Here is a 19,050-nt window from a genome sequence, read left to right on the forward strand (position 1 = left end):
GGGATTTTCACCTGTTCTAGTGGTGCAGCATCTCATCAACGATCTGCTCTTTATGCAGCGCATATGGATAATAGGTCGGCCAGTTATCCATCTCTTTCAGCAACGCCTCCTGTGATTCATTGCCCATGAAAATATGGAAATGCTGCGATTTACGCGGGCCAATAATATGGTCGCTGAACTGCACAAATTTCGGCGCGTTGGCATCGCCCTGCTGGCACTCAAACAGGTAACGTACGCCCTTCTTGCCGGAGGCGTAATGCAGAATTTTGTAGCCTGAATAGCGGTATTTGCAGCTGTTGACGGTCTCGCCAACGTGGAACTCAATCACATCATTTTCAATGCCAATCTGCTCCACATCGGTGGCGTAGCCCTTCTTATAATAAGCGCGATACTCCTCGACGCTCTTGCCGCCGGGCTTTTTCGCCTTCTGCTCCAGCACCGGATCGAGGTCGCCATTGAGCAGATACGGGTTTACCGACTGCCAGACGCCCTCCCAGTCGCTCAGCGCGCGGTCCTGCACATTTTTATCGGCAAAAATGCCTTCGCTGGCCTGACGCTCGATGTCGGTTAACGCCGGGCCATGGTTATGATTGCCGTGGGCAAACGCCTGGGCGCTGGCTAACGCCATGCCGAATCCAAAGGCCAGCAGGGGGATCTTTCTGGTCATTACTCTCTCCTGAGTTTGCTATCAATGGCGACAAATTGTTACGATATAACATATCTTATCTGGGAAGCAAGCGTGACTGGCAAGCGCTTTTACCGCTGGAAAAATGTCCGGTATGATGAAAGAGGTGATGCGCTGAACGGAAGAATGATGGACAACGATATCAATCAACTTATTGATTCATTCCTAAAAAAACAGAATGGTATCGGCCGGGTCTATTTTGCCGGCGAGATGCGCTCGCCTGCTGAGCCGGTAGTGCAGGTTGATTTTCCCCGTCTGAACATCATCCTCAATGGGCAGTTGCCCGACCGGGCACTCGGCAAAAACGCCAGCCCTCTTGAGGCGAACGACGTGCTCTATATCCCTGGCGATAGCTGGAACTGCCCCCAGTGGCAGGCGCCCTGCCTGCTGTTAAGTCTCCTGTTCGATAAGCAGCGGCTGGAGTGCTCGCTGCAGCACTGGAATGGCAAGGCGATAACCGTTGTCGAAAAGCGGCAGGCGCTGCGCCGCGGGCCGCGCGTCGGTTCATTTCTGCTGCAGGCGCTCAATGAGCTCCGGATGCAGCCGCAGGAGCAGCGAACCGCCCGCAGCATTGTCGTCAGCCTGCTCAGCCACTGCCATGACCTTCTCGGCAGCCAGGCGCAAACCTCCTCGCGCAGCCAGGCGCTGTTTGAGGCGATCCGCCAGTACATGGACGTCCATTACGCGGAGCCGCTGAGCCGGGAATCGGTGGCCCAGGCGTTCTATCTCTCCCCCAACTATCTTTCTCACCTGTTCCAGAAATGCGGGCCAATGGGCTTCAATGAATATCTGAACCATATTCGTCTTGAACAGGCCCGTATGCTGCTGAAGGGCCACGATATGAAAGTGAAAGATATCGCCCACGCCTGCGGCTTCGCCGACAGCAATTATTTCTGCCGCCTGTTCCGCAAAACTACGGAGCGCTCGCCGTCTGAATATCGCCGTCAGTACCATAGCCAGTTGACGGAGATATCGTCTCCGGCCCAAAACTAGATTTTTGTGTGTTAAACCTGACTTTTGTGCGCGCCTTTATTGCTGTACAACCCACCATCGCCGATAAATGTGATCTAAATCATCCTTAATCGTGATGCGTACATTTATCCAGTTTTTGGCAAATTTGTCATCTGGCGGTCCTTCGAACGAAAGCCGTATGCTTACCTCAATGACAATATCGAATTAAGCATTGAGGAAAACACGATGGAACTCTATCTGGATACCGCCAACGTCGCCGAAGTGGAACGCCTGGCCCGCATCTACCCGCTGGCCGGGGTAACCACCAACCCGAGCATTATCGCCGCCGGTAAAACCCCGGTATGGGACGTGCTCCCACGCCTGCAGAAAGCCATCGGTCCGGAGGGCACCCTCTTCGCGCAGACCATGAGCCGCGATGCGCAGGGCATGGTGGAAGAAGCTAAACGCCTGAGCAACGCCGTGCCGGGCATCGTGGTTAAAATCCCGGTGACCGCCGAAGGCCTCGCCGCTATCAAAATGCTGAAGAAGGAAGGCATCCCGACTCTTGGCACCGCCGTCTACAGCGCTTCGCAAGGCCTGCTGGCCGCACTGGCCGGCGCAAAGTACGTCGCGCCTTACGTTAACCGCGTTGACGCCCAGGGCGGAGACGGCATCTGCATGGTGCAGGAGCTGCAATCTCTGCTGGAAATGCATGCGCCCGAGAGCAAAGTGCTGGCGGCGAGCTTCAAAACGCCCCGTCAGGCGCTGGATTGCCTGCTGGCCGGTTGCGAAGCCATCACCCTTCCATTAGATGTAGCGCAACAAATGCTCGGCACCCCTGCGGTAGAGTCAGCCATAGAGAAGTTTGAACAGGACTGGAATAACGCCTTTGGCACGCTGAACCTGTAACCGGACCTGCGAGTCGCCTGCGGGCGGCAGCACGGTCATCGAGGAGGAATCGAAATGGATCGCATTATTCAATCACCAGGCAAATACATTCAGGGCGCAGGCGCCATCAAGCGCCTCGGCGACTATCTGAAGCCGCTGGCCGAACGCTGGCTGGTAGTCGGCGATAAGTTCGTACTGGGGTTTGCGGAAGAGATGCTGCGTAAAAGCCTGGCCGACGCTGGCCTGGCGGCCGAAATTGCGCCGTTTGGCGGTGAGTGTTCGCATAATGAAATCAATCGCCTGCGCGATATCGCCGGCAGCGCGAAGTGCACCGCCGTGCTGGGGATCGGCGGTGGTAAAACGCTGGATACCGCGAAAGCGCTGGCCCATTTTATGAAGGTGCCGGTGGCGATCGCCCCCACCATCGCCTCCACCGATGCGCCGTGTAGCGCGCTGTCGGTGATTTACACCGACGAAGGGGAGTTCGACAGCTACCTGATGCTGCCGCACAACCCCAACATGGTCATTGTCGATACGCAGATTGTTGCCGGTGCGCCAGCTCGCCTGCTGGCCGCCGGGATTGGCGATGCGCTGGCCACCTGGTTCGAAGCCCGCGCCTGCTCCCGTAGCGGCGCCACCACCATGGCGGGTGGGAAATGCACTCAGGCGGCGCTGGCGCTGGCCGAGCTGTGCTACAACACCTTACTTGAAGAGGGTGAAAAAGCGATGCTGGCCGCCGAACAGCACGTGGTCACCCCGGCGCTGGAGCGAGTGGTGGAAGCCAACACCTACCTGAGCGGCGTCGGCTTTGAAAGCGGCGGCCTGGCGGCGGCGCACGCGATTCACAACGGCATGACGGCCATCCCTGACGCCCACCACTGTTATCACGGGGAAAAAGTGGCGTTCGGTACCCTGACGCAGCTGGTGCTGGAAAATGCGCCGGTGGACGAAATAGAGACCGTCGCCGCGCTGTGCCACAGCGTTGGGCTGCCGATCACCCTGGCGCAGCTGGACATCAAAGGTGATATCCCGACCAAAATGCGCCTGGTGGCGGAAGCCGCCTGCGCTGAAGGCGAAACCATTCACAATATGCCGGGCGGCGTCGACTCAGACCAGGTCTACGCCGCGCTGTTGGTGGCCGACCAATACGGTCAGCGCTTCCTGCAGGAATGGGAATAACCCAGAGCAAAACACCCGGCATCAGCCGGGTGTTTTTTTATGTCTATCTGTCGAACGCGCCGCCTACTGACCGCGGAAACGGCAAGCACTCAGGCCGGACGCACGCCCAGCGTATGGCAGATGGCGTAGCTCATCTCGGCGCGGTTCAGGGTATAGAAGTGGAAGTCTTTTACCCCTTCCCGGCTTAAAATCTTCACCATGTCCATGGCGATATTCGCCCCCACCAACTGACGGGTTTCGGCGTCGTTATCCAGCCCTTCGAACATTTTCGACATCCACACCGGGATACGGACGTTGGTCATATCCGCAAACTTTTTCGCCTGTTTAAAGTTGGAGACCGGCAGGATACCCGGAATGATTTCCACGTCGATGCCCGCCGAAACGCAGCGATCGCGAAAACGCAGGTAGCTTTCCACATCGAAGAAGAACTGGGTGATCGCGCGGTTGGCGCCCGCCTCGACTTTACGCTTCAGGTTCAGCAAATCCGCCTGTGCGCTTTTCGCTTCCGGATGCACTTCAGGATACGCGGCGACAGAGATATCGAAATCGCCCACCTCTTTCAGCAGCGTCACCAGATCGGCGGCATACATATCCGGTTTACCGCTGCCCGGCGGCAGGTCGCCGCGCAGGGCGACGATATGGCGAATACCGTTGTTCCAGTAATCCTGAGCGATGGTACGCAGCTCATCACGAGTGGCATCGATACAGGTCAGGTGCGGCGCGGCTTCCAGACCGGTTCGCTCTTTAATGCCTTTGATGATGCTGTGGGTGCGATCGCGCTCGCCAGAGTTCGCGCCATAGGTTACCGAAACAAACTTCGGTTTCAGACTGCTCAGGCGATCGATGGATTTCCACAGGGTTTGCTCCATTTCACTGGTGCGCGGCGGAAAGAACTCAAAAGACACATTAATCTGGCCCTGGACTTCCGCCAGGCTCTGATTCAGGGCTTCCCGCTGATTGGCGTGAAAAAAGCTCATACCTTACCTCATCAATCGCATGTAATGGCTGTTATATTGCGAACTTCTATACGTTTAGACGTCCAGATGTAAAAATGACGGAAAAGCGCGCGGGCGTCAATAGAAAAATCTGCGTAAAGAGTGAGGAATAGGCCTCTAAAATGAAAAAAATTCATCTTCCGGCGCTTTGCCAGCCGAAAGAGCTCGCTCTGCAGTCAATATGGGGTAGCACGATGTTCAGCCTGAGACTAGCGAGTCGTCAGGTGATCATCCAGCAGTGAGAGCCATTGCTGCACGGATTCTGCCTGGTGAGGCGCATAGACCACGCCAAGGCTTAACGGCATGCTGTCGCCTTCAGCGACAGGACAGAACACCACCCCCTGACGCTGGATCGCGGAAAAGGACGCCGGCAGCAGGATCATGCCTTCGCCACGCGCAATTCGCGCCAGCAGTACATCATGTTCGGCAGGCTCCTCCACGTAAGCGGGGGAATAGCCAGCCCGGTCGAAAATACGTCGCGTGTAGTCAAAGAAATCGGGATTACGCTCGCGTTTAAACCAGAACAGCGGTCGGTGATTAAGCGCGCGTAGCGTTAACGCTGGGCTGGCGGCTTCCGGCCAGGAGGCAGGCAATGCCGCGATGAGCGGCTCCTGATACGGCAATGGATGCAGGTGCAGCCCTTCGGTATTCAGCGGCAGTGCGACCAGCGCCGCATCGAGTTTGCCTTTGCGCACCTGCTGAGCCAGCGCCGGCGAGGCGTGGCGAGTAATATGCAACGTGCGGGTATGTTTACTCAGCGCAGATTCAACGGCGGCGAAAATGCCCTGTTCAAAGGCGGTGGTCAATCCCAGACGCAAGGGCTGCGGCGAGTGAACGGAGAGCTCACTCAATGCCGCCAGCGTGCGCGCCTGGAGCGCCAGCATCGGCCGAATAATCTCCAGCACTTCTCTTCCCGCGTCGGTAAGGATCAAGCCTTTGCTGTGGCGCTGAAACAGCGTCACCCCCAGCTGCGCTTCCAGATGGCGGATATGGCGGGTCAGCGGCGGCTGCGAGATAAATAACCGCTGCGCCGCCCGGCTGATGTTATTTTCCTCCGCCACCACGGCAAAGGCGCGCAGCAGGCGAATATCCAGGGAATGTAATCGCGAAGTTGTCATACTGAAAAGGTATCACGAAAAGGGTATTACTCAAGTCCGGCACACTTCCCTACCCTTCCTCTCAACGCTTCATCACAGAGAGGAAAAAATGATGTCCAGCGAACGTTATATCACCGGTCAGGAAATGCTGCAGCGGGTGGATGGCCACGGCGGGGAAGCCGTCGTCGACAGCCTGCAGGATATCGCCCCCGATTTCGCCCGCTATCTGATTGAGTTCCCCTTCGGCGATATTTACGCCAGGCCAGGGCTCGACTTACGCAGCCGGGAAATCGCCACTATTGCCGCGCTCACCGCGCTGGGTAACGCCGCGCCGCAGCTGAAAGTACATATTGCCGCGGGATTAAATGTCGGTCTGACGCAAGAGGAGATTACGGAAGTGATCATGCAGATGGCGGTCTACGCCGGCTTCCCGGCGGCGCTCAACGGCCTGTTTGCCGCTAAAGCGGTTTTTGCGGCGCACTAACAAAAAAGACCAGGCAGCGCCTGGTCTTTTTCTCGGAACTACAGCAGCTGCGCCAGACGGTTAATATCCGACTGGATCGCCCCGGCGGTCACATCGCGCCCGGCGCCGGGTCCGCGGATCACCAGCGGGTTATCGCGATACCAGCGGCTTTCGATGGCGAACACGTTATCGCACGGCAGCAGCGCCGCCAGCGGGTGCTCTTCACGTACCGCTTCCACGCCGACGCGTGCTTTGCCGTTAGCATCAAAGCGCGCCACGTAGCGGAGCACCAGCCCCATTTCGCGGGCCGCCTCCAGGCGCTGCAGCATTTGCTCGTTCAGCTCTTCGCCATTTTCAAAGAAGTGATCGACCGACCCCTCTTCGCAGTGTGCAGGGACCAGTGATTCCACACGGACCTGATCCGGTTCGATGTCATAACCCGCTTCCCGCGCGAGGATCACCAGCTTACGCATCACATCCTTACCGGACAGATCGACGCGCGGATCCGGCTCGGTCAGCCCCTGCTGCCAGGCCTGGTCCACCAGGTCGGTGAACGGCACGGTGCCATCAAACTGCAGGAACAGCCAGGAGAGCGTTCCCGAGAAGATACCGCTCAGGCCGAGGATGGTATCGCCGCTGTCGATCAGATCGCGCACCGTATGGTTCACCGGCAAACCCGCGCCAACGGTAGCGTTATACAGCCAGTGACGACCCGTCTTCTCAAACGCGTCGTGGATCTGGCGATATTTATCACTGCTGCTGGCGCCCGCCAGCTTGTTGGCGCTGATCACATGGAAACCATGGCTGGCGAAATCAAGGTACTGGTCGGCCAGCTGTTCGCTGGCGGTGACGTCCAGCACCACTAAATCATCGTACGGATGCGCGCGCATCCACAGGAACAGCGACTCTTCATCCTGCTCCACCGCTTCATCGTTGAAGAAGGCCAGCGCCCGGCTGGCATCCAGCCCGTCGTAGTTCAGCAGGCTGCGTTTACTGTCGACTACGCCGGCGAGAACAAACTCGAAGCCAGTGCGCGCCGACAGCGTAGTTTGTTCACGGGCAAACAGCTCCAGCCAGCGGGAGCCAATGTTCCCTTTGCCGAACAGCATCAGGCCAATACGCTTCTCTGCACGAAACAAGGTCTGATGCAGACCCTGGATCAGGCTTTCCGTTGGTCCGGCGCGCAACACGGCTACCAGACTGATCCCCTCTTCGGACTGCCAGGTGAACTCCACCGGTTGCCCTTTCAGTTGCTGCCAGAAACGATGGCAGTGCAGTGGGTTACGGGTGACACCCGCGCCCACCATCGCCACCAGCGCCAGCTTCTGACGCAGACGCAGCTCGCCCGGCAGACCCGCTTCATCGAGCAGCTTCAGCGCGCTGTCGGCGACCTCGGAGGTATAGCAGAACTGCAGCAGCTTACGGTCGGCATGGACGCCAACGGCTAACGGGCGCAGCTGGGCGCGTTTGAGCAGGGCATCCAGCTCTTTATGCGCCAGTTTGAAATCATGGCTGGCCGGCACCTGGAACTCCACCAGACAGACGTCATCATGGCTGGTGACAATCCGCGCGCCGGTACCGGAGGCCAGCACGCGCTCAATGCGCGTAGAACCCTGTTCCGGCGTATAGCTGCAACGTAACTGCAGATCGATATCGCTGGCGGACACCGGCTGCAGCGTGCGGGCGTGGAGCACTGGAGCGGCCAGACGCGCCAGCTCGCTGGCTTCATCCAGACGCAGCAGCGGCAGCAGACAGGCATCTTTGACCTTACGCGGATCCGCGCTGTACACCCCGGCGACATCACTCCAGATGGTGACGCGAGAGGCGCCCGCCAGCGCGCCGATCTGCGTGGCGGAGTAGTCAGACCCGTTACGGCCCAGCAGGACGGTTTCCCCGGCCTGGTTGCGGGAGATAAAGCCGGTCACCACCAGACGCTTATTCGGATGTTGCGCCATCAGCTGTTGCAGCAGTGGATAAGATAATCCTTCATCCACCTGCGGCTGCGCGGCGCGTTCCGCACGCAGGAAAGCGCGAGCATCCAGCCAGGCCGCTTCCATACCCAGTTGGTTAAGGACCGCCGCCATCAGGCGTGCGGACCAGACTTCACCATGGCCGACTACTTCCGCATAAACCGCTTCGGTAACCCCGCCATCAAGCAGCCCTGCCAGACGCTCAAGGTCATGGATGAAGGCGGCGATCAACGTATCCGCCGCCGCCGGCTCCACCAGACCGCCAATCAGCTCGGTCTGATAACGGCGAAGCGACTGCTGAACCTGATGCGCAGCAAGGCGATCGCTCTGGCTAAGTTTAAGCCAGCTGATCAGCTGGTTGGTGGTGCTGCCAGCGGCGGAGACAACCATCATGTCGCCCGCCTGCGAATATTCCTTCATGATCCCCGCGACGCGCAGGTAACATTTCGCATCCGCTAAACTACTCCCACCAAATTTGTGCAGCTGACGACCCTTCGCCCCTGCCTGCGCAATCACACTCATTTTTATTCCTCGTTTGCTGCCCGGAAGCCATTTTCCAGGTCGGCAATTAAATCTTCACCATCTTCAATACCGGTTGAAATACGCAGAAGCGTTTCTGAAATTCCGGCGGCGGCACGCGCTTCAGGCGCCATGCCGGCATGCGTCATCGTTGCCGCATGGGAAATCAGGCTTTCAACGCCCCCCAGCGATTCCGCCAGTGTAAACAGCGACAGCCCGCTCAGGAAACGGCGCAGCGTCTGCTCGTCACCGTCCAGCTCGAAGCTTAACATTGCGCCAAAACCTTTTTGCTGACGCGCCGCAATTTCATGCCCCTGGTTTTCCGGCAGCGACGGATGATACAGCTTTTTCACCAGCGGCTGGGTTTTCAGATACTCAACAATCGCCAGGGCATTACGCTGCGCCACTTCCATACGCGGAGACAGCGTCCGCAGACCGCGCAGCAACAAATAGCTGTCGAAGGCGCCGCCGGTGACGCCAATATTATTCGCCCACCATGCCAGTTCGGTGACAGTCGCCGGATCGTTGGCAATCACCACCCCGGCCACCACATCGGAGTGGCCATTCAGGTATTTAGTACAGGAATGCAACACCAGATCGGCACCCAGCGCCAGCGGGTTTTGCAGCGCCGGGCTCAGGAAGGTGTTGTCCACCACGCTCACCGCGCCTGCCTCACGCGCCAGACCACAGATTTTCGCAATATCCACCACCCGCAGCAATGGATTACTTGGGCTTTCGACCAGCACCAGCTTCGGTTTTTCCGCCAACGCCGCCCGCAGCGCCTGCTCATCATTTTGATCGACGAACTGGACGCGATAACAGCCGCGCTTCGCCAGGCTGTCGAACAGACGGTAGCTGCCGCCGTAGCAGTCGTGCGGCGCCACCAGCAGATCGCCCGGCTTAAGGAACACCGTCGTCACCAGCAGGATCGCCGACATACCGGTATTGGTCAGCACCGCGCCGGCGCCACCTTCCAGCTCCGCTAAGGCGCGCTGCACCACATCACGCGTCGGGTTGCCGCGGCGGGAGTAGTCGTGGGCGCGAGGTTCATTAAAGCCGGTGAAGTTATAGGTACTGGAAAGGTGGATCGGCGGGACAACGCAACCGTACTGCTCGTCGTCATTTAAACCGCTACGCACTGCGATGGTGGCCTGTTTACGCGTCATGTTGGGAAGTTCCTGGGCTGAATCGGTGAAAAGTCAGGCTCCAGAGTAAACATTGTCACAATAGACGTCAATACATCTGGACATCTAAACTTCTTTGCGTATAGATTGAGCAAAGTGCAAATAGCCGTTAAAATTATATGCATTAGCGCACGTCGGTAGCGGCTTATCTCATGTTAGAAAGCGCGCTCATACGGTAAACTACGCGCAATTATAGCCCGGGCGGAATATTCTGGCCCTTCACTAATAAACAGAGGATTAAGGTATCTCATGGCTGAATGGAGCGGCGAATATATCAGCCCATACGCTGAGCACGGTAAGAAGAGTGAGCAAGTAAAGAAAATTACGGTTTCCATTCCTCTGAAGGTGTTAAAAATCCTCACCGATGAACGCACGCGTCGTCAGGTGAACAACCTGCGTCACGCGACCAACAGCGAGCTGCTGTGCGAAGCGTTCCTGCATGCCTTTACCGGACAACCGTTGCCTAACGATGAAGACCTGCGTAAAGAGCGCAGCGATGAGATCCCGGAAGCGGCGAAAGAGATTATGCGTGAACTGGGGATCGACCCGGATACGTGGGAATACTGAGTTGATAAAAAGGGCGGAAGCAATTTTCCGCCCTTTTTTGTGTCCCGCCCAGGCTGGCGAGAGGCACAAAAAAGCCGCCCTGAGGCGGCTTCTTCTGGCAACTTACTTGCTGCCCGGGATGCTGAAGCGCTTGTTGAAGCGGTCAACACGGCCACCGGTAGCAACATCACGCTGTTTGCCGGTGAAGAACGGGTGGCATTTACCGCACACGTCGAGGTTCAGGTCGTGACCAACGGTGGAACGGATTTTCATGACATTACCGCAAGAACAGGTAGCAGTAATTTCTTCGTATTTTGGGTGAATACCTTTTTTCATGGGAGAACCTCAGTTAAGGCCGCGTCGCTCTTCCAGCCCTAACGCCAGACACCACGCGATATTAATAATTTCCCGTCGTCTTCCACGCTGCTGACAGCGCGAAGCGTACGGTAATGGTCAATCTCCAATGCGGTATAAAGTGCATTGAAGGCGGCGAATCATACAGAATTTGACCAGCATATGCAAACTGATCCGCGCCGCCTTATCGTAATGTGTATACTATCCCGCCAGATTTCAAGTCAGGAAGATGACATGCCCGTCGCCCACGTTGCCCTACCCGTTCCGCTACCGCGCACCTTTGACTATCTGCTGCCTGATGGCATGACGGTCAAAGCGGGCTGTCGGGTGCGGGTGCCGTTCGGCAAACAGGAGCGGATCGGCATTGTCGCGGCGGTGAGCGAGCGCAGCGAGCTGCCGCTGGATGAACTCAAACCGGTCGCCGAAGCGCTGGACGACGAGCCGGTCTTCTCTGGCACCGTCTGGCGACTGCTGATGTGGGCGGCTGAGTATTACCATCATCCGATTGGCGATGTGCTGTTCCATGCGCTGCCCATTCTGCTGCGCCAGGGCAAACCCGCCAGCGCGACGCCGCTGTGGTACTGGTTCGCCACCGAGCAGGGGCAGGCTGTCGACCTCAACGGTCTGAAACGCTCCCCAAAGCAGCAGCAGGCGCTGGCGGCGCTGCGCCAGGGAAAGATCTGGCGTCATCAGGTTAGCGAACTGGAATTTAATGAAGCGGCGCTGCAGGCGCTGCGTGGCAAAGGGCTGGCGGAGCTGGCCTGTGAAGCGCCCGTCCTCACCGACTGGCGCAGCACGTATTCGGTTGCCGGCGAGCGCCTGCGTCTGAATACCGAACAGGCCACCGCCGTCGGAGCGATCCACAGCGCTGCCGATCGCTTCTCCGCCTGGCTACTGGCAGGCATCACAGGCTCAGGGAAAACGGAAGTCTACTTGAGCGTGCTGGAGAATGTACTGGCGCAGGGGCGCCAGGCGCTGGTGATGGTGCCGGAGATCGGCCTGACGCCGCAAACTATCGCCCGTTTTCGCCAGCGCTTTAATGCGCCGGTGGAAGTGCTGCACTCCGGACTCAATGACAGCGAACGTCTCTCGGCCTGGCTGAAGGCGAAAAACGGCGAAGCGGCCATTGTGATAGGCACTCGCTCCTCGCTGTTTACGCCGTTTAAAGATCTCGGCGTCATCGTCATCGACGAAGAGCATGACAGCTCCTACAAACAGCAGGAAGGCTGGCGCTACCACGCCCGCGACCTGGCGGTATGGCGCGCTCACAGCGAACAGATCCCGATTATTCTCGGCTCGGCGACGCCGGCGCTGGAGACCCTGCACAACGTCCGCCAGGGCAAATATCGGCAGTTAACCTTAAGCAAACGCGCGGGCAACGCGCGTCCAGCCCAGCAGCACGTGCTCGACCTGAAAGGACAGGTGCTGCAGGCGGGTCTGTCACCCGCGCTGATCAACCGCATGCGCCAGCATCTGCAGGCGGATAACCAGGTGATCCTGTTTCTTAACCGCCGCGGCTTTGCGCCGGCGCTGCTGTGCCACGACTGCGGCTGGATCGCGGAGTGCCCGCGCTGCGACAGCTACTATACGTTGCACCAGGCGCAGCACCATCTGCGCTGCCACCACTGCGACAGTCAGCGCCCTATCCCGCGCCAGTGCCCTTCCTGCGGTTCCACACATCTGGTGCCGGTGGGTATCGGCACCGAGCAACTGGAGCAGTCCCTGACGCCGCTGTTCCCTGGCGTGCCTATCTCGCGTATCGACCGCGATACCACCAGCCGTAAAGGGGCACTTGAGGAACATCTCGCCGCAGTCCACCGCGGCGGCGCGCGCATTTTGATCGGCACCCAAATGCTGGCCAAAGGCCACCACTTTCCGGACGTGACCCTCGTCTCCCTGCTGGACGTCGACGGGGCGCTATTTTCCGCTGATTTCCGCTCCGCAGAGCGTTTCGCTCAGCTCTATACCCAGGTCTCCGGACGAGCGGGCCGGGCAGGAAAACAGGGCGAAGTGATCCTGCAAACCCACCATCCGGAGCATCCTCTGCTGCAGACCCTGCTGTATAAAGGCTACGACGCCTTTGCCGAGCAGGCGCTGGCCGAACGCCAGACGATGCAGCTACCGCCGTGGACCAGTCACGTGTTGATACGTGCTGAAGACCATAACAACCAGCAGGCGCCGCTGTTTTTACAGCAGTTACGTAATCTCTTGCAGGCCAGCCCGCTGGCCGACGATAAACTGTGGGTGCTCGGTCCGGTTCCGGCGCTGGCGCCGAAGCGCGGCGGCCGCTGGCGCTGGCAAATATTGCTGCAGCACCCTTCGCGGGTGCGCCTGCAGCACATCGTCAGCGGTACGCTGGCGTTAATCAATACGCTACCGGAGGCGAGAAAAGTGAAATGGGTGCTGGATGTCGATCCTATTGAAGGGTAAGGCTTCTCTTGCGAGCCGGATCGAAAAATTCAACAAGCATCACGTTTTTCATGAAAATTCTGTAACTCACTGCCGCGACTATCTGATAAAAATGATGCAGCAGTTAGCGCGCAAGGGAAATGTCAGCGCCATTCAGCGAGGAGAAACCAGGTGAAGCCCAAAAAACAAGTGGTTGCCGCCACCATGAAAGACGTCGCCCTCAAGGCAAACGTTTCCACGGCAACCGTGTCCCGAGCGTTGATGAACCCTGATAAGGTGTCGCAAGCCACCCGTAACCGGGTCGAGCAGGCGGCGCTGGAAGTCGGCTATTTACCCCAGTCGCTCGGGCGAAATATGAAGCGCAACGAATCGCGGACGATCCTCGTGATCGTGCCGGATATCTGCGATCCCTTTTTTAGTGAAGTCATCCGCGGAATTGAAGTCACGGCCGCCGAGCACGGCTATCTGGTGTTAATCGGCGATTGCGCCCACCAGAACCAGAAAGAAAAAACCTTTATCGACCTTATTATCACCAAGCAGATCGACGGTATGGTGCTGCTCAGCTCGCGCCTGCCGTTCGACGCCAGCGTGGAAGAGCAGCGCAATTTGCCGCCGATGGTCATGTCGAACGAATTCGCGCCGGAGCTGGAGTTACCCACCGTCCACATCGATAACCTGACGGCGGCCTTTAACGCGGTGAACTATCTCCACGAACTGGGACACCAGCGTATTGGCTGTATAGCTGGCCCGGAAGATATGCCGCTGTGCCATTATCGTCTGCAGGGTTACGTGCAGGCGCTGCGTCGCAGTGGCATCACCGTCGATCCGCACTATATCGCTCGCGGCAACTTTACTTTCGAAGCCGGCGCCAATGCGCTGGAGCAGCTGCTGTCACAGCCGGTGCCGCCCACCGCGGTCTTCTGCCATAGTGATGTGATGGCGCTGGGCGCCTTGTCGCTGGCGAAACGCCGCGGCCTGAAGGTGCCGGACGACCTGTCGATTGTCGGCTTCGATAACATCGCGTTGTCTGAATTTTGCGATCCGCCGTTGACTACCGTTTCACAGCCGCGTTTTGATATCGGCCGTGAAGGAATGCTGCTATTACTTGAGCAAATGCAGGGTCATAATGTGAACAGCGGCTCGCGTCTGCTCGATTGCGAACTGATCGTTCGCGGCAGTACGCAAAAAATCAGACGATAACCATCAGGCTTTCGGGCCTGCTCTTCTGGTCAAAGGCCCGCCGCTTAAGTAACATGGCGGGCTGACGAACAAATATAAGACAGCGAAACGATAGTGGCACAACGAGATTATGTACGCCGCAGCCAACCGGCTTCTTCGCGGCGCAAAAAGAGCACTACCCGAAGCTCAAGGAATAAGCAAAGCAGCCTTCCGGCGATTTCACCGGCGATGGTGGCGATCGCGGCGGCGGTGCTGGTGGCCTTTATCGGTGGACTTTATTTCATTACGCACCATAAGAAAGAAGAAGCGGAAGCGATGCAAAATCGCCAGGCCGCCGGTAACGGCTTGCCGCCAAAACCGGAAGAGCGCTGGCGCTATATCAAAGAGCTGGAAAGCCGCCAGCCTGGCGTCCGCGCGCCGACCGAACCGACCGCCGGTGGCGAGGTGATGAAACCGGAACAGCTGACCGACGAGCAGCGCCAGCTGCTCGCCCAGATGCAGGCCGATATGCGCCAGCAGCCGACCCAGCTGACCGAAGTGCCGTGGAACGAACAAACCCCGGCACAGCGCCAGCAGACGCTGCAGCGTCAGCGTTTAGCACAGCAGCAACAGCAGGCGCAACAGCAGCAGTGGGCGCAAACTCAGCCGCAGGCCGTGCAGCAGCAGCCGCGCGTCCAGCAGCCGAAGCCGGTGCAACAGCAACAGCCGAAGCAGACCGCGTCGAACCAGCAGCCGTACCAGGATCTGCTGCAGACGCCGGCGCATACCAATACCACGCAGCCACGTACGCAGGCCGCCGCGCCGGTAACCCGCGTGGAGGAAGCGCCGAAAGCCGCCGAGAAGAAAGACGATCGTAGCTGGATGATCCAGTGTGGCTCCTTTAAAGGCGCCGAGCAGGCCGAAACCGTCCGCGCTCAGCTGGCTTTTGAAGGGTTTGCTTCACATATCACCACCAACAACGGCTGGAACCGCGTAGTCATTGGCCCGCTGAAAGGCAAAGAAAGCGCCAACGAGATGATCACCCGTCTGAAGATGGCCGGACACGCGAACTGCATTCGTCTCGCCGCCAGGGGTTGAAACCCTCAAAATCCCCCCCATCTATAATTGCATTCGGCCCCGCGGACAGCGCGGGGCCCCTGTTCCGCTTTTGCAACCAAGGGGTCTGCTCGTGACTACAATTGTAAGTGTTCGCCGTAACGGCCATGTTGTTATTGCCGGTGATGGCCAGGCCACGCTGGGCAACACCGTGATGAAGGGCAACGTGAAGAAAGTGCGTCGTCTGTATAACGACAAAGTGATTGCCGGTTTTGCTGGCGGCACCGCTGACGCCTTCACGCTGTTCGAACTGTTTGAACGTAAACTGGAAATGCACCAGGGCCATCTGGTGAAGGCCGCCGTTGAGCTGGCCAAAGACTGGCGAACCGATCGGATGTTGCGCAAGCTGGAAGCGCTGCTGGCCGTCGCGGACGAAAACGCGTCGCTTATCATCACCGGTAACGGCGACGTGGTACAGCCAGAAAACGATTTGATTGCTATCGGCTCCGGCGGTCCTTACGCCCAGGCCGCGGCCCGCGCGCTGTTGGAAAACACCGATATGGGCGCGCGCGACATCGCCGAGAAAGCGTTGGATATTGCAGGTGATATCTGCATCTATACCAACCATTTCCACACCATCGAAGAATTACCTTCTAAAGCGTAAGGATCTCCCATGTCTGAAATGACCCCACGCGAAATTGTCAGCGAACTGGACAAACACATTATCGGCCAGGACGCCGCCAAGCGTTCTGTTGCTATCGCCCTGCGTAACCGCTGGCGCCGGATGCAGCTTAACGAAGAGCTGCGTCATGAAGTCACGCCGAAAAACATTCTGATGATCGGCCCAACCGGCGTCGGTAAAACCGAGATTGCCCGTCGTCTGGCGAAACTGGCCAACGCGCCGTTTATTAAAGTTGAAGCGACCAAGTTCACCGAAGTGGGCTATGTTGGTAAAGAAGTGGACTCGATCATCCGCGATCTGACCGATGCGGCGATCAAAATGGTTCGCATGCAGTCCATCGATAAAAACCGTTACCGCGCGGAAGAGCTGGCGGAAGAGCGCGTGCTTGACGTGCTGATCCCACCGGCGAAAAACAACTGGGGCCAGGCTGAACAGCCGCAGGAACCCTCTGCTGCGCGCCAGGCGTTCCGCAAGAAACTGCGTGAAGGCCAGCTGGACGATAAAGAGATTGAAATCGATCTCGCTGCGGCGCCGATGGGCGTTGAAATCATGTCCCCTCCGGGCATGGAAGAGATGACCAGCCAGCTGCAGTCCATGTTCCAGAACCTCGGCGGTCAGAAGCAGAAACCGCGTAAGCTGAAAATCAAAGACGCGATGAAGCTGCTGATTGAAGAAGAAGCGGCCAAGCTGGTCAACCCGGAAGAGCTGAAGCAGGAAGCCATCGACGCTGTAGAACAGCACGGTATCGTCTTTATCGACGAAATCGACAAAATCTGTAAGCGCGGCGGCAACTCCTCCGGCCCGGACGTGTCTCGCGAAGGCGTACAGCGCGACCTGCTGCCGCTGGTTGAAGGCTGCACCGTCTCCACCAAGCACGGGATGGTTAAGACCGACCACATTCTGTTTATCGCCTCCGGCGCGTTCCAGGTGGCCAGTCCGTCCGATCTGATCCCTGAGCTGCAGGGGCGTCTGCCGATCCGCGTTGAGCTGAAAGCGCTGACCACCCATGACTTCGAGCGCATCCTGACCGAGCCGAATGCCTCCATCACCGTGCAGTACAAAGCGCTGATGGCGACCGAAGGGGTGAATATCGAATTCACCGAAGACGGTATCAAGCGTATCGCCCAGGCCGCGTGGCAGGTAAACGAAACCACCGAGAACATCGGTGCGCGTCGCCTGCATACCGTGCTGGAGCGTCTGGTGGAAGATATTTCCTATGATGCCAGCGAGATGAACGGCCAGACCGTCATTATCGATGCCGAATATGTGAGTAAACACCTGGATGTTCTGGTGGCAGATGAAGATCTGAGCCGTTTTATCCTATAATCCGGTGCAATGCATTTTCATCACTGTTGATGGGGGCTATAGCCCCCATTTTTATTGGCTAAAATAACTATGACTGATATCAGCCGTTCTCGGGCATGGCTGGAAAGCCTGCGTCCTAAAACGTTACCGCTGGCGTTTGCCGCGATTATTGTTGGCACCACCCTTGCCTGGCAGCAGGGCCATTTTGATCCCTGGGTTGCTCTGCTGGCGCTGATCACCGCTGGCTTGCTGCAAATTCTTTCTAACCTGGCGAATGACTATGGCGACGCAGTCAAAGGGAGCGATAAACCCGATCGCATCGGGCCGCTGCGCGGCATGCAGAAAGGGGTGATTACCCCCCAGCAGATGAAGCGCGCTCTCATCGTCACCGTCGCGCTGATCTGTCTGTTTGGTCTGGCGCTGCTGTGCGCCGCCTGGCAGAGCGTCGGCGACTTCATCGGCTTCCTCGCCCTGGGAGGCCTGTCTATCGTGGCCGCCATCACCTACACGGTGGGCACCCGCCCCTATGGATATATTGGTCTGGGTGATATCTCAGTACTCGTTTTCTTCGGTTGGCTGAGCGTCCTCGGCAGCTGGTATCTGCAAGCCCATAATGTGGAAGCGGCCATTTTTCTGCCGGCGACAGCCTGCGGTCTGCTGGCGACCGCCGTGCTGAACATCAATAATCTGCGCGATATCGACAGCGACCGGCAGAACGGGAAGAACACCCTCGCCGTGCGCCTGGGCCCGGTCAATGCCCGCCGCTATCATGCCTGCCTGCTGCTCGGCGCCCTGCTGTGTCTGGCGCTATTTAACCTGCTGGCGCTGCATTCAGCCTGGGGCTGGCTGTTTATTCTCGCCACCCCGCTGCTGGTGAAACAGGCGCGCTACGTCCTGCGCGAATCCGATCCGCTGGCGATGCGGCCAATGCTCGAAAAGACGGTTAAAGGGGCCTTACTGACCAACCTGCTGTTTGTCATCGGAATTATTGCCAGTAAGCTGATGGCTTAACTGACAAATATCAATTAACAATTGATGATTTTGCCAACAATGGGATTCGCGGGATATACTAAAAACTCTCGCAGCAACTGAACGTTAAGCCTATGAAATACGATACTTCCGAGCTTTGTGACATCTACCAGGAAGATGTCAACGTCGTGGAACCGCTGTTCTCTAACTTTGGAGGACGGTCGTCGTTTGGTGGACAAATCATTACGGTAAAATGTTTCGAGGATAACGGGTTGCTCTATGATCTGCTCGAGCAGAACGGCCGTGGTCATATTCTCCTGATCGACGGCGGCGGCTCAGTACGACGCGCGTTAATTGACGCCGACCTGGCGCGTCTGGCCGTACAGAATGAATGGGAAGGGTTAGTGGTCTATGGCGCGGTGCGCCAGGTTGACGACCTTGAGGAGCTGGACATCGGCATCCAGGCGCTGGCGGCTATTCCGGTCGGCGCGGCTGGCGAAGGCATCGGCGAAAGCGACGTGCGCGTCAATTTCGGCGGGGTGACCTTCTTCTCCGGCGACCATCTGTATGCCGATAACACCGGGATGATCCTGTCGGAAGACCCGCTGGATATCGAATAAACCCTCCGCCATAAAAAAGG

The 19,050-nt window shown here is 58.1% G+C and carries 18 protein-coding genes; 12 read left to right on the forward strand and 6 right to left on the reverse strand.

Annotation, left to right across the window (positions count from 1 at the left end; translation table 11 throughout):
* Positions 1 to 16: 16 nt before the first annotated feature.
* Complete coding sequence (gene zinT / locus SP68_RS25120; RefSeq protein ID WP_008807859.1) at positions 17 to 667, reverse strand: metal-binding protein ZinT; 651 nt, start codon at positions 665 to 667, stop codon at positions 17 to 19.
* Positions 668 to 691: 24 nt separating this feature from the next.
* Here zinT and SP68_RS25125 point away from each other — a divergent pair, with 24 nt between their 5' ends.
* The 3 genes from SP68_RS25125 (at position 692) to gldA (ending at position 3,703) form a co-directional block, all read left to right on the forward strand.
* Positions 692 to 1,678, forward strand: coding sequence for an AraC family transcriptional regulator (locus tag SP68_RS25125; RefSeq protein WP_022064623.1), 987 nt, complete (start codon positions 692 to 694; stop codon positions 1,676 to 1,678).
* Positions 1,679 to 1,882: 204 nt separating this feature from the next.
* Complete coding sequence (gene fsa, locus SP68_RS25130; protein ID WP_040970709.1) at positions 1,883 to 2,545, forward strand: fructose-6-phosphate aldolase; 663 nt, start codon at positions 1,883 to 1,885, stop codon at positions 2,543 to 2,545.
* A 54-nt stretch (positions 2,546 to 2,599) separates the two neighbouring features.
* The gene (gene gldA / locus SP68_RS25135) at positions 2,600 to 3,703 is read left to right on the forward strand and encodes a bifunctional L-1,2-propanediol dehydrogenase/glycerol dehydrogenase (protein WP_040970707.1); all 1,104 of its coding nucleotides are present in this window, start codon (positions 2,600 to 2,602) and stop codon (positions 3,701 to 3,703) included.
* An 89-nt stretch (positions 3,704 to 3,792) separates the two neighbouring features.
* Here the strand turns inward: gldA and metF are convergent, their stop codons facing one another.
* Positions 3,793 to 4,680: a methylenetetrahydrofolate reductase gene (gene metF, locus SP68_RS25140; RefSeq protein ID WP_008807863.1), complete on the reverse strand. Its 888-nt coding sequence runs from the start codon at positions 4,678 to 4,680 to the stop codon at positions 3,793 to 3,795.
* Positions 4,681 to 4,907: 227 nt separating this feature from the next.
* Entirely contained in the window at positions 4,908 to 5,816 is a 909-nt protein-coding gene (locus tag SP68_RS25145) for a LysR family transcriptional regulator (RefSeq protein ID WP_040970705.1), read from the reverse strand.
* A gap of 91 nt (positions 5,817 to 5,907) precedes the next feature.
* Here SP68_RS25145 and SP68_RS25150 point away from each other — a divergent pair, with 91 nt between their 5' ends.
* Positions 5,908 to 6,279 (forward strand): carboxymuconolactone decarboxylase family protein, encoded by a 372-nt coding sequence (locus SP68_RS25150; protein ID WP_008807865.1) that lies wholly within the window; start codon positions 5,908 to 5,910, stop codon positions 6,277 to 6,279.
* A gap of 38 nt (positions 6,280 to 6,317) precedes the next feature.
* Here the strand turns inward: SP68_RS25150 and SP68_RS25155 are convergent, their stop codons facing one another.
* Both SP68_RS25155 and metB read right to left on the reverse strand, forming a co-directional pair.
* Positions 6,318 to 8,750, reverse strand: coding sequence for a bifunctional aspartate kinase/homoserine dehydrogenase II (locus tag SP68_RS25155; RefSeq protein WP_008807866.1), 2,433 nt, complete (start codon positions 8,748 to 8,750; stop codon positions 6,318 to 6,320).
* A 2-nt stretch (positions 8,751 to 8,752) separates the two neighbouring features.
* Positions 8,753 to 9,913, reverse strand: coding sequence for a cystathionine gamma-synthase (metB, locus tag SP68_RS25160; protein WP_008807867.1), 1,161 nt, complete (start codon positions 9,911 to 9,913; stop codon positions 8,753 to 8,755).
* Between the two features lie 267 nt (positions 9,914 to 10,180).
* Between metB and metJ the strand changes: the two genes are divergently transcribed.
* Positions 10,181 to 10,498, forward strand: coding sequence for a met regulon transcriptional regulator MetJ (metJ, locus tag SP68_RS25165; protein WP_004107547.1), 318 nt, complete (start codon positions 10,181 to 10,183; stop codon positions 10,496 to 10,498).
* Between the two features lie 102 nt (positions 10,499 to 10,600).
* On the opposite strand, the gene rpmE is transcribed toward metJ, so the two are convergent.
* The gene (gene rpmE, locus SP68_RS25170; RefSeq protein WP_008807868.1) at positions 10,601 to 10,813 is read right to left on the reverse strand and encodes a 50S ribosomal protein L31; all 213 of its coding nucleotides are present in this window, start codon (positions 10,811 to 10,813) and stop codon (positions 10,601 to 10,603) included.
* A 252-nt stretch (positions 10,814 to 11,065) separates the two neighbouring features.
* On the opposite strand from rpmE, the gene priA reads away from it, so the two are divergent.
* The 7 genes from priA to rraA all read left to right on the forward strand — a co-directional run bounded on the left by priA (position 11,066) and on the right by rraA (position 19,030).
* On the forward strand, positions 11,066 to 13,261 hold the full coding sequence (priA, locus tag SP68_RS25175) for a primosomal protein N' (protein WP_008807869.1): 2,196 nt from the start codon (positions 11,066 to 11,068) through the stop codon (positions 13,259 to 13,261).
* Between the two features lie 150 nt (positions 13,262 to 13,411).
* Complete coding sequence (cytR, locus tag SP68_RS25180) at positions 13,412 to 14,440, forward strand: DNA-binding transcriptional regulator CytR (RefSeq protein WP_004203676.1); 1,029 nt, start codon at positions 13,412 to 13,414, stop codon at positions 14,438 to 14,440.
* Between the two features lie 93 nt (positions 14,441 to 14,533).
* Positions 14,534 to 15,496, forward strand: coding sequence for a cell division protein FtsN (gene ftsN / locus SP68_RS25185; protein ID WP_071599441.1), 963 nt, complete (start codon positions 14,534 to 14,536; stop codon positions 15,494 to 15,496).
* A 91-nt stretch (positions 15,497 to 15,587) separates the two neighbouring features.
* Positions 15,588 to 16,118 (forward strand): ATP-dependent protease subunit HslV, encoded by a 531-nt coding sequence (hslV, locus tag SP68_RS25190; protein WP_002882918.1) that lies wholly within the window; start codon positions 15,588 to 15,590, stop codon positions 16,116 to 16,118.
* Between the two features lie 9 nt (positions 16,119 to 16,127).
* Positions 16,128 to 17,462, forward strand: coding sequence for an HslU--HslV peptidase ATPase subunit (gene hslU / locus SP68_RS25195; protein ID WP_008807871.1), 1,335 nt, complete (start codon positions 16,128 to 16,130; stop codon positions 17,460 to 17,462).
* Positions 17,463 to 17,531: 69 nt separating this feature from the next.
* Entirely contained in the window at positions 17,532 to 18,452 is a 921-nt protein-coding gene (gene menA, locus SP68_RS25200) for a 1,4-dihydroxy-2-naphthoate polyprenyltransferase (RefSeq protein ID WP_012543268.1), read from the forward strand.
* A gap of 92 nt (positions 18,453 to 18,544) precedes the next feature.
* Positions 18,545 to 19,030, forward strand: a complete 486-nt coding sequence (gene rraA, locus SP68_RS25205) for a ribonuclease E activity regulator RraA (protein ID WP_002882913.1) — start codon at positions 18,545 to 18,547, stop codon at positions 19,028 to 19,030.
* Positions 19,031 to 19,050: the final 20 nt, after the last annotated feature.

It is taken from the genome of Klebsiella variicola (assembly GCF_000828055.2).
GTDB lineage: Bacteria > Pseudomonadota > Gammaproteobacteria > Enterobacterales > Enterobacteriaceae > Klebsiella > Klebsiella variicola.